The following is a 16,942-nucleotide window of genomic DNA, read 5'->3' as shown; positions in this document are numbered from 1 at the left end:
CCCTTTCCCTCGGCCCCCGCCGCCCGGCTTCCGTTCCGAGCCGACCGGGCGGCGGTGGGTCACCACGTCGGTGGGTCACCGCTCCACTCCCCCCGTCTGCGGCCGATGGAGCTGTCCGTCACGGGGACTCCTTGGTCCTGTCGGCGGCGCGTGGTCGGCCGCCGAACGGCACCCGTGACGTGACCCCACCGGTGATCTCCGGCCGTCTCGAAGGCGCACGCGACAAAGCGCTCGCGGGTGACTACGCAACGCTGCGCTCGCGGCACACCGCCCTGCACACCGATCTCTACGACCGCTCCCGCCTCGATCTGGGCGCCCAGGTCTGCAGGCTGTTGGTGCCCAACCCGGTCGCGGTGGGCCGGTGCCGGTGGAAGGCGCGCACCTCGACCGAGACCGCCTCGGCGACGGCACGCACCAGATCCTCGTCCCATGACGCCCCCATCCCCACGGCCTGGGGAAACACGGTCGCCACCCCCAGCCAGGCGATGCCCAGGCGTGGGACGGCCGGGACGTACTGGTGCAGCATGGCGAGCCGCTCGTCCAGGGTGAGCCGGTCCAGCAGGTCGTCGACGCGCTTGCTCATCGCAAGCGCGGGGTCGCAAAAGGGCGGCCGGGGGGCGGTGGAGGAGGACGGAGAAGCCACGAGACAGATCCCTCGGCAGGCGGGCGCGGACGTGGGGGTTGAGAGTGAGTTGTCGAAGCGCATCGACGCTGTCATTTTCGCTCACAACCTGTCAATGGACCAGAAGAGAGAAACTTTCCTCGTAACCGGGCCCTTGTTGCGTGCGAAACATGTCCGCTAGCTTCCCTTCGAAGTGAAGCGCTTCGACACTCTCCGCGGGAAGGGGTCACCGCCATGACGCACGGGTTGAACCGCAGAAGCTTCGTAGGCGCGGCAGTGCAAAAGGACGTGGGCGCACCGTCATGGTGACTGTCGCCGATGCGGCGAGACACCCGCGTGTCTCGCCGCATCGGGGCGGGTACGTCCCGACCACGGCGGAGATCGCCGTCTTGGTCACGACCAGCGGCCCGACAGCACGGCTACGACGTCCTGCTGGTCACCAACGACGAGGGTCCCGAGGGAGTGCGACGTGTCCCGGCCGACGCGCCGCCCGATGGCGTGATCGTCATGGACGTCGAGCCGGACGACCGGCGCATCCCCTCGATGCGCGCCCGGGGCACCCGGACCGTACTGATCGGCCCGCCCGCCGACCCGCACGGACTGGCGTACGTCGACCATGACTTCACCCCCGTCGGCGCCCTGGGCGCCGAGCAGCACGCGCCCGCGTTCACCTTCGTGTCCGGCCCGACGCGAGAACTGGGCCGCGTCGCGGCCGACCACGTGATCGGCCGACCGGCCGCCGCCCTGCGCGGTGAGCCGCCGACGGACGAACGGGCACTTCACACCCTCATGCTGACGACACGTCAGAGCAGCCCACGACTCTCCATACCCGAGGAACCGTCATGACGGCACGCAGCATCACCGACCGTCTGGGCGGACTCGCCTTCGGCGGCGACTACAACCCCGAGCAGTGGGACGAGCCGGTCTGGAGGGAAGACGACGAACTCATGCGCCGGGCCAGGGTCAACCTGGCCACCCTCGGAGTCTTCTCCTGGGCCCTGCTCGAACCCGAGCAAGGACGCTACGACTTCTCCTGGCTCGACGCCCACATCGAACGCCTCCACGCGAACGGGGTGGCCGTCGACCTCGCCACCCCGACGGCCTCCCCGCCGCCCTGGTTCACCCTCGCCCACCCCGAGGCGCTGGCGGTCAGGGCCGACGGCACCCGGCTCGTCCACGGCAGCCGAGACACCTACTGCCTCGCCCGCCTACCGCGTCGCGGCCCGCCGGATCGCCTCCGCGCTGGCCGAACGGTACGGCGACCACCCCGCCCTCGCACTGTGGCACCCCACGCCTGCATCACGAATCGACGAGAGGACCTATCGAGTGCCCCCTCTGCCCCAGGCGGACGGACGCTTCGCCAACCCCGTGATCCCCGGCTTCCACCCCGACCCCAGCGTCTGCCGCGTCGGCGACGACTACTACCTGGCCTGCTCCAGCTTCGAGTACTTCCCCGGGGTGCCCCTCTTCCACAGCCGTGACCTGGTGCACTGGACACAGATCGGCAACGCCCTGGACCGGCCGGACCAACTGCGTCTGCCCACCTCCATGTCGTCCTCCGGCGGCATCTACGCCCCCACCCTGCGCCACCACGACGGCCGCTTCTGGCTGATCGTCACCAACTGCAGCGAGGGCGGCGGCAACCTGATCGTCACGGCCACCGACCCCGCCGGACCGTGGTCGGATCCCATCTGGGCACCGGGCGTGCCCGGCATCGATCCCGACCTGGCCTGGGACGAGGACGGGACGTGCTGGTGCACGGTGGCCGGGGTGTCACAGGTCCGTATCGACCCGTCCACCGGACAGACGTACGGAACACCGCACAAGCTCTGGTCCGGTGGCCCTGGCGCCAAGGCCCCGGAGGCGCCACACCTGTACCGGATCGGCGACTACTGGTACCTGCTCATCGCCGAGGGCGGCACCGAGCGCGGCCACAGCGTGTCGATCGCCCGCGGCCGTACGCCCGGCGGCCCGTTCGAGCCGTGCCCGGCCAACCCGATCCTCACCCACCGGGGCACCGACCACCCCGTGCAGAACACCGGGCACGCCGACCTGGTCCAAGGCCCCGACGGCTCCTGGTGGATGGTGCTGCTCGGCGTCCGACCGGGCGGCGGCACGCCGGGCTGGCACGTGCTCGGCCGGGAGACCTTCCTGGCCCCCGTGTCCTGGGTGGACGGCTGGCCGGTCGTCGGCGAGGTCGCCCTGGACCTGCCCGAGCTCCCGTGGCCGCTCTCCCCGAGCCCTGTCGAGGAGCACCGGGACGACTTCGAGTTCAGCGAGCTGCGGCCGTCCTGGATCTCCGTGCGCGACCGGCCCGCCGAACACTGCACCACCAAGGAGCGCCCCGGGTGGCTGACGCTCCGCGCGCGGGGCAGCTCCCTGGACGAGCCCGACGTGGTGTTCACCGGTCGGCGCCAGCAGCATATGTCGTGCCGGGCGCGCACTCTGGTCGATGCGGCGGAGGGAAGCGGCGGCCTCGCCGTCCGGCTCGACGAGCGGCACCACTACGCGATCGAGGTGTCCGGCACGCGGGTGCGGGTCGTCGCGCGCGTCGGCTCCCTGCGCACGGTCGTGGCCGCACGGTCCGTGCCCGCCGGGCCGGTGGTCCTCGCCGTCACGATCACGGAACCGCCGTCTCCGCACGGGCCGTGCACCGGACCCGACGTCGTCTCCCTCGGCGTCGAGCAGCCCGACGGCACGTTCACCGAGCTCGCGACCCTCGACGGCCGCTACCTGTCGACCGAGGTCGCCGGCGGCTTCACCGGCCGGGTCATCGGCATGTACGCCACGGCAGGCGCCGTCCACTTCGACTGGTTCGACTACGAGCCCCTCGACGGCTGAACCCGCCTCCTCCTGACCACTGAACCGGGGCCCTCTCCGACCACTGATGGAACCAACCCGAACCGTCGGCCGAAAGGCACGACCGACCGAAAGGCATGACACGTGAAGGACATACGGCAGCCCGCGCGCCACCGCAGCCGCGGCCCCGGACGCCTGGCCGGCCTGCTGATGGCGCTGCTCGTCATCCTGGGACTGTCCGGCAGCACCGCGCTCGCCGCGCCGGGCGGCACGGCGCAGCAGACACGCCCCACGGTCAGAGTTCCGGCCCGCGCCATGGACGCCGTCGCCGCGATGCAGCCCAGCTGGAACCTGGGCAACACCCTGGACGCGATTCCGGACGAGACGTCCTGGGGCAACCCCAAGGCCACCAGAGAGCTGTTCGAAACCATCCGGGCGCAGGGGTTCCGCAGCGTCCGCATCCCGGTGACCTGGAGCGCGCACCAGTCCACCACCGCGCCCTACGCCGTCGATGCCGCGTACTTGAGCCACGTCCAGCAGGTGGTCGACTGGGCACAGGCCGAGAACCTCTACGTTGTGCTCAACGTCCACCACGACTCATGGCAGTGGATCTCGAAGATCTCCACCGACCACCACAACGTGCTCGCCCGCTACGACGCCCTGTGGACCCAGATCTCCGCGACGTTCCGGAACGAGCCGCGCACCCTGCTCTTCGAGAGCGTCAACGAACCGAGCTTCGACGACGCCACGGCCGCGCAGAAGACCCAGCTCATGAACGAGCTGAACACCTCGTTCCACAAGATCGTCCGCGCTTCGGGCGGCGGGAACAAGAGCCGCCTGCTCGTCCTGACCACACAAGGGGGCACCCCCTCCCAGGACCTCATGGACGACCTGTACACCACGATCAGCGGGCTGCGCGACAGCAACCTGGTCGCCACCGTGCACTACTACAGCTGGTACCCGTTCAGCGTGAACATCGCCGGCGGCACCCGATACGGCGATGACGCCCGCAACGACGCGGACGACGCCTTCGCCCGCATGCACAACACCTTCGTCGCCAAGGGCATCCCCGTCTACCTCGGCGAGTACGGCCTGCTCGCATATCCCGACGACAACCACCCCTCCCGCATCGAGCGGGGCGAGGCGCTGAAGTACTACGAGCACGTCGGACGCGCGGCACGCGTCGCCGGTGTCACCACCGCCCTGTGGGACCCGGCTTCGCCTACCTGAACCGAGAGACCCTGAAGTGGCGCGCCCCCGCCCTCTTCGCCTGGATCAAGTCGAGCTGGACCACCCGCTCGGGCACCGCCTCCTTCGACAAGGTCTTCGTGGCGAAGTCGAGCCGGATCACGGCCCAGTCGCTCATACTGAACCGGAACGGCACCAAGTTCCGGGGTCTGTGGCACGGCGACACCAAGCTGGCCGAGGGCCGGGACTACACCGTCTTCGAGGATCGGCTCACCCTCACGGCACCGGCCCTGACCCGGCTGACCGGCGATCGCGACTACGGGGTCAACGCGACGCTCCAGGCCCGGTTCTCCAAGGGGCTGCCCTGGCAGATCGACGTGGTCACCAACGACACTCCGGTGCTGTCGAACGACACGGGCACGGCCGAGAAGTTCACCATTCCCACGAAGTACCAGGGAGACGAGCTGGCGACCATGGAGGCCACGTACTCCGACGGCAGCAACGCCGGCCCGACCAGCTGGACTCAGTTCCAGGAGTTCAACAAGGCCTTCTCCCCGGACTACCCGAACGGCACGATCATCCTGACCACCGAATTCCTCAAGTCGCTGCGTGACGGCGATCCGGCGACGCTGACCTTCCACTTCTACAGCGGCGCCAAGGTGAAGTACAGGGTCACGAAGTCCGGAGACTCAGTCACCGGTACGGCTGTCAAGGAGTCCTGACCGACAGGCCCCTCGCCCTGGTTGCCCACGTCCCGGGCAACCAGGGCACCGGCGTCTGTGCGCGCCGCTTCACTCCGCTTTCGGCGGAGCCGTGCTCTCCCGGACGGCCAGAGTGGTGGCGATCTCCAGCCCCATCTGCGGCACCTGCTCACCCCGCCCGAGCGCCAGCGCCATCTCGGTGGCGGCCGTCGCCATCTCGGCCAGCGGCTGATGGACCGTGGTCAAGGGCGGATCCATCCAGGCCACGGCCGGTACGTCGTCAAAACCCACCACGCTGAGATCGTGCGGGATGCGCAGGCCCAGCTCGCGCGCGGCCTGGTAGACACCGAGCGCCTGCATGTCGTTGACGGTGAACACGGCGGTGGGGCGATCGTGGCGGGACAGCAGCTCCCGTGCCGCGGCGTACCCGTGCTCGCGGGTGAGCTGGGTCTTCACCACCAGGCCCGGTTCCATCGGCAGTCCGGCTTCCGTGAGAGCGGACGAGTAGCCGGACAGCCGGGCGAGACAGAAGGGGTGATCAGGCCCGCTGATCATGGCGATGCGCCGGTGCCCCAAGCCGACCAGGTGCCGGGTAGCCGCCTGCCCGCCTCTCCAGTTCGTGGCACCCACGAACGGCACGTCGTCGGGCAGCTCCTCGATCGGGTCGAAGACGACGAACGGGATGCCGTTCGCCGCCAGTTGCTCCCGCTCGGCTTCCGAGAGCTGCGCGACCGACAGGACGCATCGAGGGCGCCGGCCGACCGTGTCGTCGATGGTCATGCCCACCGTGTCATGGAGCCCGAACTCCGACACCAGCACACCGATCCGGTTCCTGCGGGCCACGCGCTCGACACCGCGGATGATCTCCACGGCCCACATGTTCTCCAGCTCGCGGAACACGAGCTCCACCAGGTTGCTCCGGCTCTTCGGGGGCTTGCGGTAACCGTACTGATGGATCAGTTCCTCGACGCGGGCCCTGGTCTCGTCCGACACCCCCGACCGGCCGTTGAGCACCTTTGACACGGTGGGTACGGAGACGCCCGCGGATTCGGCGATGTAAGCGATCGTCACCGATGCGGGTCCCCTGCCGCTCTCGCCGTGGTCCTCCGTCGAAGGTCTTCCCGCTCGGTTGTCCGGCACGGTCGCCTTTCCCTCATCCCCTCGCCTGCTGCCGCCACCATTCTCGCAGCCGTCAGAGGAAGCCACGCAGGGCGTTCCGTGCGTACGGCCACGTCGGCGACGCCGTGTACAACGCCTCGTACGACATCTGGCCGGACCCGACACCCCGCACCGACGGCGTGAACCGGAACGAGATCATGATCTGGTTCGTGCCGCCCGGCGCCATGTCAGCCATCCGCGGCGACGGCCCTCGCCGCGGATGGCACCGAAGAGACAGACCGTCTGCTCAAGTCCACACACCTTGGCCGAACAGTCGGCGGCAGTCCCGGCTCCGATGTCTCCGGCCGAACCACCTGGTCACTTCGGTGCACTCTCGGTGACAGCGCAGGCAGTGCCGTTGAGGGTGTAGGACGTCGGTGGGGCGGTGTTGCCGGTGTGGGCTGCCTGGAAGCCGATGTCGACCGACGCGCGTGGCGCGATGGTGGCGTTGTGGGAAGCGTTCCTGGCCGTCACCCGGTCGGAGGCGGCCGAGTAGTCCGCGTTCCAGCCGGAGGTGATGGTCTGGCCTTCGGGCAGGGTGAAGACAAGGGACCAGCCGTCGATCGCGGTCGTGCCGGTGTTGGCGATGGTGATGTTCGACGTCAGGCCCGTGTTCCAGGCGCTGACGGTGCCGGTGACCCGGCAGGTCGCCGTCCCCGGCGACGGGTTGGAGGTCTGGAACTGCGTGAAGAACTTCCAGACCTCTTGCGGCACCCAGGTCCTGGAGCCGCTGTCACCGGCGGCCCCGTCCTGCGGAGCGGCGATGTGCCCTTCGTCGAACGCGGCCCAGACGACCGGATGCCCGGCCGAGCATCCCGAGTAGGTGGTGACCCGGTGCGTCAGGCTGCCCTGCGCCGGCTCGGGCGGGTTCTGGGGAGTGCAGCCGTTGTTTCTGACGAACCTGTCCCGCAGCACCCTTCCGCCGGAGATACCGAGGACGCTGTCCCTGAGGCCGTGCACGCCGAGGTAGGCGATCGGCTGGGTGCCGCCGCTGCAGCCGCTGAGCTGTCCGCCGCTCAGGACCGCGACCGCGCGGAAGACAGTCGCGCGGGAACACGCGAGGGCGTACGACATTGCGGCTCCGTAGCTGAACCCCAGAGCGAAGCGCTGTGTCGTGTCGACGCACAGATCCGTCTCGATGCGCCTGAGCATGTCGTCGACGAACGTGACGTCCTCCCCGCCGTTGTTGGCCCAGCCGTTGTTGAGGCCTTGGGGTGCCAGGAAGATGGTGCTGTTGTCCGCCAGTCGCTGGACTCCGTAGTAGGCCCAGGTGCCCGTTTCCACGGTGCGGCCGGTGGCGACGTCGGTGGAGGTGCCGCCCCGCCAGTGGAAACCGAAGACCAGCCGGTAGGCGCGGTTGCGGTCGTAGCCGTCGGGGATGCGCAAGATGAAGTTCCGGCTCTTGCCGCCGCTCTGGATCGTGTGCGTTCCGCTCGTCAGGGTGGGGGTCTTGCCACAACCGGAGCTCGGGGCGGCGGAGCCGGCCGATGCGGCAGCCGTGCCGGAGGCCGTGAGCGGCGCGTTCCCGCCCCGGCCGTGGCCCAGTGCCGTGCCTCCCATGCTCAGGACAACCAGCACCGCGACCACGGCGGTCCATAAGAGGGATCTTGTCCTCGTCATCGTGGAACTCCCCTTCTGAAGCCGCGGTTGTTCACGCGCGGGTCCACTTCTGGTTGGCCTGGCCGTCGCAGGTCCACAGGACCAGTGGGGTCCCGCCCGCGGTGCCGGCCCCGTTGGCGTCGAGGCACAGCCCGGCGTGGACGTTGCGGATCGACCCGTCGGCGCCGACGGTCCACTTCTGGTTGTTCTGGCCGTTGCAGGGCCAGGTGATGACCCGGGTGCCGTTGGTGGTGCCCTGGTTGTAGGCGTCCAGGCACTTGTCGCCGAAGACGCGGATCTCGCCGCCGGCCCACGTGGTCCACAGCTGGTTGGCGGCCGTGTGGCAGTCCCAGATCACTACGGTGGCCCCGGCTGCGGTGGAGGCGTTGTCCACGTCCAGGCAGCGGCCGGATGCGTTGCCGCGCAGACGCGAGGTGGTGGCGCTCCGCGGGCTGCCCCCGCTCACCCGGAACACGGCCACGCCGTGCGCGGTGACGCTCGCCGAGATCTGCCCGGACGTGCTCGACGTGCCGCCGGTCCACAGGTCGGTAAGGGTGAACGGCCCGCCGGACAGGCCGACTTGCGCGGCCGTGGTGGTGACCGTCGCGGCACCCTCGCCCCGGTTGAACAGGCCCACCGCGACCGAGCCGTCGGCCAAGGGCTTGGCGAACACCTCGGTGCCGCCGTCGTCGCGCACCCTGCGCCCGCCCGCCCCCAGCGAGTCCTGGTTCACCGCCAGCAGACGCGGGTTGCGCAGGATCGCGCTCACGTCGGCGGACATGGTGCGGATGTCATTGCCGGCCATGAGCGCGGCACCCATCAGCGCCCACAGGGCGAAGTGGGAGCGCGACTCGGTCAGTGACAGGCCAGGACGGCCGACGACCAGCATGTCCGGGTCGTTCCAATGTCCCGGGCCCGACTGCGCCGCCAACGGCGCGGTGACGTCCAGGACGTTGCCGACTCCCATGGGATAGCTGTTGCTGTTGCCGTTCTGCCAGATGTCGAGCAGGTCCTCGGTCGTCCGCCACAGGTCGGCGACCTCGCCCCAGTTGTACGTGGCGCCGGTAATGGCGTGGAAGCTGTTGGGGTTGATGCTGTAGACGATCGGCCGCCCGGTGGCGCGCAGGGCGTCGCGCATGAGCGTGAACCGCGCGACCTGCTCGTCCCGGGTGCCGCTGGAGGAGCACCAGTCGTACTTGAGGTAGTCGACGCCCCACGAGGCGAACGTGGCGGCGTCCTGGGCCTCGTGCCCCTTGCTGCCCGTCGAGCCGGAATAGGCGCCGCTGGTCTGCGCGCAGGTGCGCTCGCCCGGCACCTGGTAGATCCCGAACTTCAGCCCCTTGCCGTGGATGTAGTCCCCGAGCGCCTTCATCCCGCTCGGGAACTTCGCCGGATCGGCCCGCAGGTTGCCCGCCGCGTCGCGCTGCGGGTCGAACCAGCAGTCGTCGACCACCACGTACCGGTAGCCGGCGTCCCGCATGCCCGAGGACGCCATCGCGTCAGCAGCCTCGCGGACGCGTGCCTCGGTGATCCCGCACCCGAAGCTGTTCCAGCTGTTCCAGCCCAGCGGTGGAGTGAGCGCCGGGCTGCCGGGCGCGGCCGAGGCGGTGGAATGCGCGGAAGCCGTCACGGACGCGGTGACCGTCAACGCGGCCGCCGCGAGGAGGCGTAGCAGTCGTCCGCCTGATCGTCTGGGCACCTGGGGCTCCTTTCCCGGAAGGGCGCCATGGGCGGGTGACGCCAAGATCAATGTCACGTCCATGACACTACGAAGAAGAGAGAAGGGCGTTACGAAATTTTGCGATCCATTCGGAAACTAGAGGCCTCACGGATACTAGGGAGGCGATCAAACATGTCAACACTCATGGCCGAACCGCCCCCACGATCCGGCCACACAGACTCACGGAAAGTGGCGCATCTACATGATGCGGGCAATTGTCCTGCGATGGCACGGAGTCAAACGCTTCGAATGTTTCGGGACATCCAACGTTTCATGCGAGAGGGATTGACGGGATTCACCGGCCCCCTATCATCCAGAATGCTCGGCACACCCGATCCCTGTTCGACATCTCGTATACACAGCAGCTGCTCCACGCGACCCAGTAGGGCACCTCCGGATACTCCAGCCGCCAACGGCTGGGCCACAGAGGGAGAACGCCACCTGTGCAGATGTCATGGCCTCATCACGTCCTGTCCCGTCGCCGCGCACTGAGGGCCGCCACGGGACTGGCCGCCGACACCCTGCTTCCTCCGGCAGGGACCCCCGGCACCAACTCCGCCCAAGGGCCGGCCATCGCGACCGCGGCGGCCTTCACGAACCCGGTGATCCGGGAGGACTTCGCGGACATCGACGTCATCCGCGTTGCCGGTCGTCCAACTCGTCAACGGCGCATGGGGCACCTCGTATCCCAGCCCGGCCGTGCCCCCTCCGCCCCGGCAGGTCACCCCCATGATCGGCGTCGATACCTTCGACGGCACAGTCCTCAAGCCGAGATGGGAGTGGAACCACAACCCGGACAACACCAAATGGTCGCTGAACAACGGCCTGACCCTGCGGACCTCGACCGTCACCAACGACCTCTACTGGGCCCGCAACACCCTCACGCACCGCATACAGGGCCCCACCTCCACCACCACGGTCCAGCTCGACCACACCGCGATGCGGGACGGCGACCGCGCCGGACTCGCGCTGCTGCGTGACTCCTCCGCACAGAGGTCGCGAGCGCGGCCGTGTCGGGCAGCCGCCTCTGGCTGCGCGCGAGCGCGGACATCCGTCCCGGCACCGGACGCCTCGGCACCTTCTCCTACAGCACCGACGGCACCACCTTCACCCGCCTCGGACCGGCCTTCTCCTTGGGCAACGACTGGCGGTTCTTCATGGGCTACCGATTCGCCCTCTTCAACCACGCCACGCAGGCACTCGGCGACTCAGTCCGCTTCACGCGGTTCGAGCTGACCACGCCCTGAAGCGGTCCACCGATCGCACCACGCAACCCCCCACCCACCCGTGAGGAGATTCATGAACCCGCTGAAACGGCTCGGCCTTCGCCGAGCCTCGGTCCTGGGCCTGCTGGCCGCGACCGTCCTGGTGACACCCGGGACCGCGACCGGCGCACCCGACGCCGTCCGGGCCTCCACCCTGGGCGCCCAGGCGGCCCAGTCCGGACGGTACTTCGGAACCGCCGTGGCCGCAGGCCGGCTCGGCGACGGTACGTACACCCGCATCCTGGATCGTGAGTTCAACTCGGTCACACCCGAGAACGAGATGAAGTGGGACACGACCGAGCCGTCCCGCGGCTCGTTCAACTTCGGCCCCGCCGACCAGATCGCCAACCGCGCGCAGGCCCGCGGTCAGCGCCTGCGAGGCCACACCCTGGTCTGGCACTCCCAACTGCCCGGCTGGGTCAGCTCCATCAGGGACGCGAACACACTGCGCAGCGTGATGAACAACCACATCACCACGGTGGCCGGCCACTACAAGGGCCGGATCCACACCTGGGACGTGGTCAACGAGGCCTTCGCCGACGGCGGCAGCGGCCAGCTCCGCAGCTCGGTCTTCCGGGACGTGCTGGGCAACAACTTCCTGGAACAGGCGTTCCGCACGGCCCGGACGGCCGACCCGGCGGCCAAGCTCTGCTACAACGACTACAGCATCGACGACTGGAACGCCGCCAAGACCCAGGGCGTCTACCGCATGGTGCGCGACTTCAAGGCACGCGGCGTGCCCATCGACTGCGTCGGCCTCCAGGCCCACTTCGGCGCCGGCGGTCCCCCCGGCAGCTTCCAGACGACGATTTCGAGTTTCGCCGCCCTCGGCGTGGACGTCCAGATCACCGAACTGGACATCGCGCAGGCGTCGCCGACCGCGTACGCGAACACGGTCAGGGCCTGCATGAACGTCTCGCGCTGCACCGGCATCACCGTCTGGGGCATCCGTGACAGCGACTCCTGGCGCAGCAGCGAGAACCCGTTGCTGTTCGACCGCAACGGCAACAAGAAGGCGGCGTACAACGCCGCGCTGACGACGCTGGGCGGCACACCCAGCGCCACCCGCAGCACGCCCACTGCCACCAGCGGCACGCCCGCCGCCCCGCGCAGCGCCACCAACGCCGCCGCCCTGCCCGGCCGTTACTCGTGGAGCTCCAGCGGCCCGCTGATCGCGCCGAAGCCGGACTCGACCCACAACATCGCCGGGATCAAGGACCCGACGGTCGTCCAGTACAACGGCAAGTACCACGTGTTCGCCAGTACCGCGAGCTCCTCCGGCTACAACCTGGTCTACCTGAACTTCAGCGACTGGTCCCAGGCCGGCTCGGCCACGCACCACTACCTGGACCGCACCGCCATCGGGTCCGGCTACCGGGCCGCACCCCAGGTCTTCTACAACGCACCTCAACGCCTGTGGTACCTCGTGTACCAGACCGGCAACGCCTCATACTCCACCAACCCCGACATCAGCAACCCGAACGGATGGAGCGCGCCGCGCAACTTCTACTCGTCGATGCCGGACATCATCCGGCAGAACATCGGCAACGGCTACTGGGTCGACATGTGGGTGATCTGCGACAGCGCCAACTGCTACCTGTTCTCCTCCGACGACAACGGACACCTGTACCGCTCGCAGACGACCGTCGGCCAGTTCCCGAACGGGTTCACCAACACCGTCATCGCCGCCCAGGACTCCAAGTACGCGCTGTTCGAAGCGAGCAACGTGTACAAGGTGCAGGGCAGTAACCAGTATGTGCTGCTCGTCGAGGCCATCGGATCGGACGGCCGGCGCTACTTCCGGTCCTGGACCTCGGGCAGCCTGGCCGGTTCCTGGACGCCCCTGGCCGCATCCGAGAGCAACCCGTTCGCACGGGCGAGCAACGTCTCCTTCCCCTCGGGCGCCTGGACCCGGGACATCAGTCACGGCGAGATGATCCGTGCCGGCTACGACCAGACACTGACCATTCCCGCCTGCCGGCTCCAGTACCTCTACCAGGGCATGAACCCCAACGCGGGCGGCGACTACAACCTTCTCCCGTGGCGGCTCGGCCTCCTGACCCAGACCAACTCCACCTGCTGACCGACCGTGCCGTGGGGAGCGCTTCCGATGGGAGCGCTCCCCTGCTCGCCGCCGACCTTCGCCCGCACCCCTGTCAGAAAGCCGAGGTACCCGTCATGCGCCGCAGACTCCTCGCCCTGGTGGCAGCGCTCTCCTCACTGCCGCTGGCGCTCGCCGCCGCCCCGTCCGCCCACGCGGCCGACCCGACGACCATGACCAACGGGTTCTACGCGGACCCCGACTCCAGCGCGAAGCGGTGGGTCACCGCCAACCCCGGCGACGGCCGAGCGCCCGCGGTCAACGCCTCCATCGCCAGTACCCCGACGGCCCGCTGGTTCGGCTCCTGGAGCGGCACCATCGGCACCGCCACCGGTGCGTACGTGGGCGCCGCGGACACCCGGGACAAGCTGCCCATCCTTGTCGCCTACAACATCTACAACCGCGACTACTGCGGCGGCCACTCCGCGGGCGGAGCCTCCTCGCCGTCCGCCTACGCGAACTGGATCGCCCAGTTCGCGGGCGGGATCGCCGGCCGCCCGGCCGTCGTCGTCCTCGAACCGGACTCCCTCGGGGACTACGGCTGCATGACCCAGGCGCAGATCGACGAACGCGAGAGCATGCTGACCGGAGCGCTCGCCCAGTTCAACCGTCAGGCTCCCAACACCTGGGTCTACCTCGACGCCGGCAACCCGGCCTGGGCGAGCGCGGCGACCATGGCCCGGCGCCTTCACGAAGCGGGCCTCCGGCAGGCCCACGGCTTCTCGCTCAACGTCTCCAACTACCTGACCACGGCCGAGAACACCGCGTACGGCGACGCCGTCAACAGGGAACTCAGCGCGCGGTACGGCTACACCAAGCCGTTCGTCGTGGACACCAGCCGCAACGGCAACGGCTCCAACGGCCAGTGGTGCAACCCTTCAGGCCGCCGTATCGGCACCCCCACCCGGCTGGGCGGAGGCGCCGAGATGCTCTTGTGGATCAAGGTCCCGGGCGAGTCCGACGGCAACTGCGGCGTGGGAACCGGTTCCTCGGCCGGACAGTTCCTCCCGGAGGTCGCCTACAAGATGATCTACGGCTACTGATCCGGGGCCGTACACCGTCAAGCTGTCGCCGCGCTGTTGAAGCAGGTGGGCATCACCCCCTGGCTACGAGGGCACCTACAACGCGCTGCGGGCCGAGGTCGACCGCGCCTGAGAAGGACGCGGACCGGCCTCGGCCCTGATGTCGGATCAGCCTTCGTTGATAAGGGAGTCGATCGTCTTGTTGATCGTTTTCGTTGAGTTGGGGTAGGACTTGATGCCGCCGGTGTTGGGGTGGTCGGCCCACACACCCCAGCCGGTCCCGGAGTTGGCCCAGGTGCACTGGCTGCCCGCGCCGGAGCCCCAGATGTTGTTGTAGAGCCTGTACCCGTCGAGGCTGGTGCCGGCCCACTGGTCGCAGGAGTTCCAGACTGCTGCCGAAGCGGGGGCGGCGGCGAGGCCGACGGTGGCACCGAGAGCCATCGCCGGCGCGAGCACCGCCATGGTGATCATGCGTTTGCTGGTCGATCCCCCGCCACCCGGCTTCCCCGAGGGCTACGGCGTCGGCCCCGACCCCACGGGGTTCATCCCCCTGCGGCACCGTGACGGTTCCACGGTGGACGCCGTGGTGACGGCTCACCCGCTGTTCGGCCCCGACAGGCGGGCACTGGGTCACGTGATGACCGTCCAGCGCTGGGGACGCCGCCCGGTGATCGCCGACCGGGCCTTCGAGCAGTGTCCCTTCGCTCTGGGCGTCTACGACCCTGAGCTGCAGTTCCTGTGGGTCAACGCCTCCGCATGCCGGGTGATGGCGCACTCCGAGGAGCAGGTGCTCGGTGAGAAGTACCGCGAACTGTTCCCCGAATTGGACGACAAGGCCAACACCGACCTGGGGGCGCCAGGTGCCCGGGTTCTGCCAGACGTCGCCGGACACGTTCTGCAGGGCACGGTGGTAGAAGGTCCGGTACGTGACGTCCGGCGAGCCTCCGTTGTAGTTGCGCACCGTGCCAAGGCCCGAGTAGCCGTTGATCCGGTAGTCGGCGTTCAGTGCCGGGCGGCGAGGGCGCCGTAGCTCACGTCGGAGTTGGTATTCCGCTTGACCTGGTCCCAGGTGCAGGTGCGCGAGGTCGAGAGGTTGCCGTAGCCCACCGTGAGGGAGGCGCCGATGAACTCGATCTGGCGGTTGCGGGCAGCCGGTTTGCTCAGTACGGCACCCCCGGGCGCGGCGACGAAGCCTCCGAAGGCGCTGGTGTCCCCCGGGGTGTCGTTGCGCTTGACGAGCCGGACGGTGTGCGTGCTGTTGGACAGGCCGTTGATCCAGTGCGTGGTGTTGCCGGACCCCCGGCCGGGAGCCATGGTCGAACGGCTGGTTCAGGGCGTCGTCGAGTGCCAGGACTCCCTGGGCACCGGCTACGTCGGGGGCATCCCCGACGGCGTGCGGCTGTGGCAGCGGGTGGCAGGTGGAGCGGGACTCGTTCGAGCTCGGTGGTGCCTGGGTCCCGTGGTACAACCTGCACAAGCTCTTCGCCGGCCTGCTGGACGCCCACCGCCACGCCGGTTCGGACCTGGCGCTGACCGCCGTCCTACGGCTGGCCGACTGGTGGGCCCGCGAGGCGGCGGGGATGGACGACGACACCCACGAAGCCATGCTCCGCACGGAGTTCGGCGGGATGTGCGAGGTTCTGGCGGACCTCGCCGATGTCACCGGCACGGAACAGTACGCCGCCCTGGCACGACGGTTCCTCGACCGGTCCCTGCTCCACCCGTTGCGCGAGCACCGCGACGTCCTCGACGGGATACACGCCAACACCCAGATCGCCAAGGCCGTCGGATACCAGCGGCTCGGCGAGGCCTCCCGCGACCCGGCTCTGCGGGACGCCGCCCGGTTCTTCTGGCAGACCATGACCCGGCACCGGACGTTCTCCATCAGTGGCAACTCCGTGCGCGAGCACCTGCACTCACCCCGGTGCGGCCGGGCCACTACCGCGTGGTGTCGACGCCCCAGGACTGCTTCTGGTGCTGCGTCGGCACCGGGCTGGAGAACCACGCGAAGTACGGCGAGCTGGTGTACACCACCGAGGGCGATGACCTGTTCGTCAACCTCTTCATCGCCTCCCGGCTCAGCAGGCCCGAACGCAACCTGGTGCTGGAACAGACCGGGACAGCCCCCTACGACGACGAGGTCAGACTCGTGGTGCGCGGGGCCCCCGCCACCCCTGTGGCGATCCACATACGCGTGCCCAGCTGGCACGAGGGGACGCCGGACGTCCGTGTCAACGGTGCGCCGCCCGAGGGTGGACCGGCCCCGCTCACGACGCGCCCCGGAACAGGCGGACAGCCCCTGACATACGTGCGTGTCGAGCGGCAGTGGTGCGAAGGGGACACGGTCACCGTGTTCCTTCGCCCGCGCATCAGCGCCGAGTTGCTCCCCGACGGCTCGCCGTGGGTGTCGTTCCGCTTCGGGCCCACCGTCCTCGCGGCCGAGGGCGACCGCAACGACCTGGTCGGGCTCTTCGCCGACGACTCCAGGATGGGTCATGTCGCCGACGGCCCCTTGCGCCCCCTGGAACACCTGCCCGTCGTGCTCACCGGGACCACCTCCGATCCGGCGGCCGGCGTGCGCCGACTCGCCCCGGACCGGTTGGCGTTCGCCCTGGATCACGTGGACGCACGACCGGGTGAGTCCGTCGTCCTCGTGCCTTTCGCCGACATCCACGAATCCCGCTACGTCCTCTACTTCCCCCTGGCGGAACCTGAGCGGCTCTAGGAACGGCGGGCGGAGCTCCGCGCGGCCGACGAGGCGGCACTC

The 16,942-nt window shown here is 69.2% G+C and carries 10 protein-coding genes and 7 pseudogenes; 11 read left to right on the top strand and 6 right to left on the bottom strand.

Features of this window, described 5'->3' with window-relative positions; all coding sequences use genetic code 11:
• Positions 1-310 precede the first annotated feature (310 nt).
• Positions 311-583, bottom strand: a pseudogene (locus ACFYWX_RS34090) (hypothetical protein); the annotation flags it as partial.
• Between the two features lie 501 nt (positions 584-1,084).
• On the opposite strand from ACFYWX_RS34090, the gene ACFYWX_RS34085 reads away from it, so the two are divergent.
• The 4 genes and pseudogenes from ACFYWX_RS34085 to ACFYWX_RS34070 all read left to right on the top strand — a co-directional run bounded on the left by ACFYWX_RS34085 (position 1,085) and on the right by ACFYWX_RS34070 (position 5,331).
• Positions 1,085-1,468 carry a hypothetical protein gene (locus ACFYWX_RS34085; protein WP_389428690.1) on the top strand — a complete coding sequence of 128 codons (384 nt, stop codon included), beginning with the start codon at positions 1,085-1,087 and terminating at the stop codon, positions 1,466-1,468.
• Positions 1,465-1,909, top strand: a pseudogene (locus ACFYWX_RS34080) (beta-galactosidase); the annotation flags it as partial. The gene ACFYWX_RS34085 and the pseudogene ACFYWX_RS34080, both read left to right, overlap by 4 nt.
• A 39-nt stretch (positions 1,910-1,948) precedes the next feature.
• Positions 1,949-3,463: a glycoside hydrolase family 43 protein gene (locus tag ACFYWX_RS34075; protein WP_389428716.1), complete on the top strand. Its 1,515-nt coding sequence runs from the start codon at positions 1,949-1,951 to the stop codon at positions 3,461-3,463.
• 102 nt (positions 3,464-3,565) lie between these two features.
• A pseudogene (locus ACFYWX_RS34070) lies at positions 3,566-5,331 on the top strand (cellulase family glycosylhydrolase).
• 69 nt (positions 5,332-5,400) lie between these two features.
• On the opposite strand, the gene ACFYWX_RS34065 reads toward ACFYWX_RS34070, so the two are convergent.
• Positions 5,401-6,381: a LacI family DNA-binding transcriptional regulator gene (locus ACFYWX_RS34065; RefSeq protein WP_389428689.1), complete on the bottom strand. Its 981-nt coding sequence runs from the start codon at positions 6,379-6,381 to the stop codon at positions 5,401-5,403.
• 149 nt (positions 6,382-6,530) lie between these two features.
• Between ACFYWX_RS34065 and ACFYWX_RS34060 the strand changes: the two are divergent.
• Positions 6,531-6,665, top strand: a pseudogene (locus tag ACFYWX_RS34060) (glycosyl hydrolase family 5); the annotation flags it as partial.
• 121 nt (positions 6,666-6,786) lie between these two features.
• On the opposite strand, the gene ACFYWX_RS34055 reads toward ACFYWX_RS34060, so the two are convergent.
• Positions 6,787-8,088, bottom strand: coding sequence for a cellulose binding domain-containing protein (locus ACFYWX_RS34055; protein WP_389428688.1), 1,302 nt, complete (start codon positions 8,086-8,088; stop codon positions 6,787-6,789).
• Positions 8,089-8,119: 31 nt separating this feature from the next.
• The gene (locus ACFYWX_RS34050) at positions 8,120-9,766 is read right to left on the bottom strand and encodes a glycoside hydrolase family 27 protein (RefSeq protein ID WP_389428687.1); all 1,647 of its coding nucleotides are present in this window, start codon (positions 9,764-9,766) and stop codon (positions 8,120-8,122) included.
• Positions 9,767-10,426: 660 nt separating this feature from the next.
• On the opposite strand from ACFYWX_RS34050, the pseudogene ACFYWX_RS34045 reads away from it, so the two are divergent.
• From ACFYWX_RS34045 to ACFYWX_RS34035, 3 genes and pseudogenes are all read left to right on the top strand, one after another.
• Positions 10,427-11,034: pseudogene (locus tag ACFYWX_RS34045) on the top strand (xylosidase); the annotation flags it as partial.
• Positions 11,035-11,086: 52 nt separating this feature from the next.
• Positions 11,087-13,135, top strand: coding sequence for a non-reducing end alpha-L-arabinofuranosidase family hydrolase (locus ACFYWX_RS34040; protein WP_389428686.1), 2,049 nt, complete (start codon positions 11,087-11,089; stop codon positions 13,133-13,135).
• Between the two features lie 95 nt (positions 13,136-13,230).
• A complete protein-coding gene (locus ACFYWX_RS34035) occupies positions 13,231-14,196 on the top strand; it encodes a glycoside hydrolase family 6 protein (RefSeq protein ID WP_389428685.1) in 966 nt (321 codons plus the stop codon).
• A 162-nt stretch (positions 14,197-14,358) separates the two neighbouring features.
• Here ACFYWX_RS34035 and ACFYWX_RS34030 read toward each other — a convergent pair.
• Positions 14,359-14,637: pseudogene (locus ACFYWX_RS34030) on the bottom strand (hypothetical protein); the annotation flags it as partial.
• A gap of 7 nt (positions 14,638-14,644) precedes the next feature.
• Between ACFYWX_RS34030 and ACFYWX_RS34025 the strand changes: the two are divergent.
• Positions 14,645-15,205, top strand: coding sequence for a PAS domain-containing protein (locus tag ACFYWX_RS34025; RefSeq protein WP_389428684.1), 561 nt, complete (start codon positions 14,645-14,647; stop codon positions 15,203-15,205).
• Here ACFYWX_RS34025 and ACFYWX_RS34020 read toward each other — a convergent pair.
• The gene (locus tag ACFYWX_RS34020) at positions 15,178-15,489 is read right to left on the bottom strand and encodes a hypothetical protein (protein WP_389428683.1); all 312 of its coding nucleotides are present in this window, start codon (positions 15,487-15,489) and stop codon (positions 15,178-15,180) included. The genes ACFYWX_RS34025 and ACFYWX_RS34020 overlap by 28 nt on opposite strands.
• Positions 15,490-15,593: 104 nt before the next feature.
• Here ACFYWX_RS34020 and ACFYWX_RS34015 point away from each other — a divergent pair.
• A pseudogene (locus ACFYWX_RS34015) lies at positions 15,594-16,037 on the top strand (beta-L-arabinofuranosidase domain-containing protein); the annotation flags it as partial.
• A gap of 86 nt (positions 16,038-16,123) precedes the next feature.
• Positions 16,124-16,900: a DUF4986 domain-containing protein gene (locus tag ACFYWX_RS34010; protein WP_389428682.1), complete on the top strand. Its 777-nt coding sequence runs from the start codon at positions 16,124-16,126 to the stop codon at positions 16,898-16,900.
• Positions 16,901-16,942: the final 42 nt, after the last annotated feature.

Origin of the sequence: Streptomyces sp. NPDC002888 (assembly GCF_042888465.1) — a bacterium.
Lineage (GTDB): Bacteria > Actinomycetota > Actinomycetes > Streptomycetales > Streptomycetaceae > Streptomyces.
This window is presented reverse-complemented; position numbering and strand designations above follow the sequence as displayed.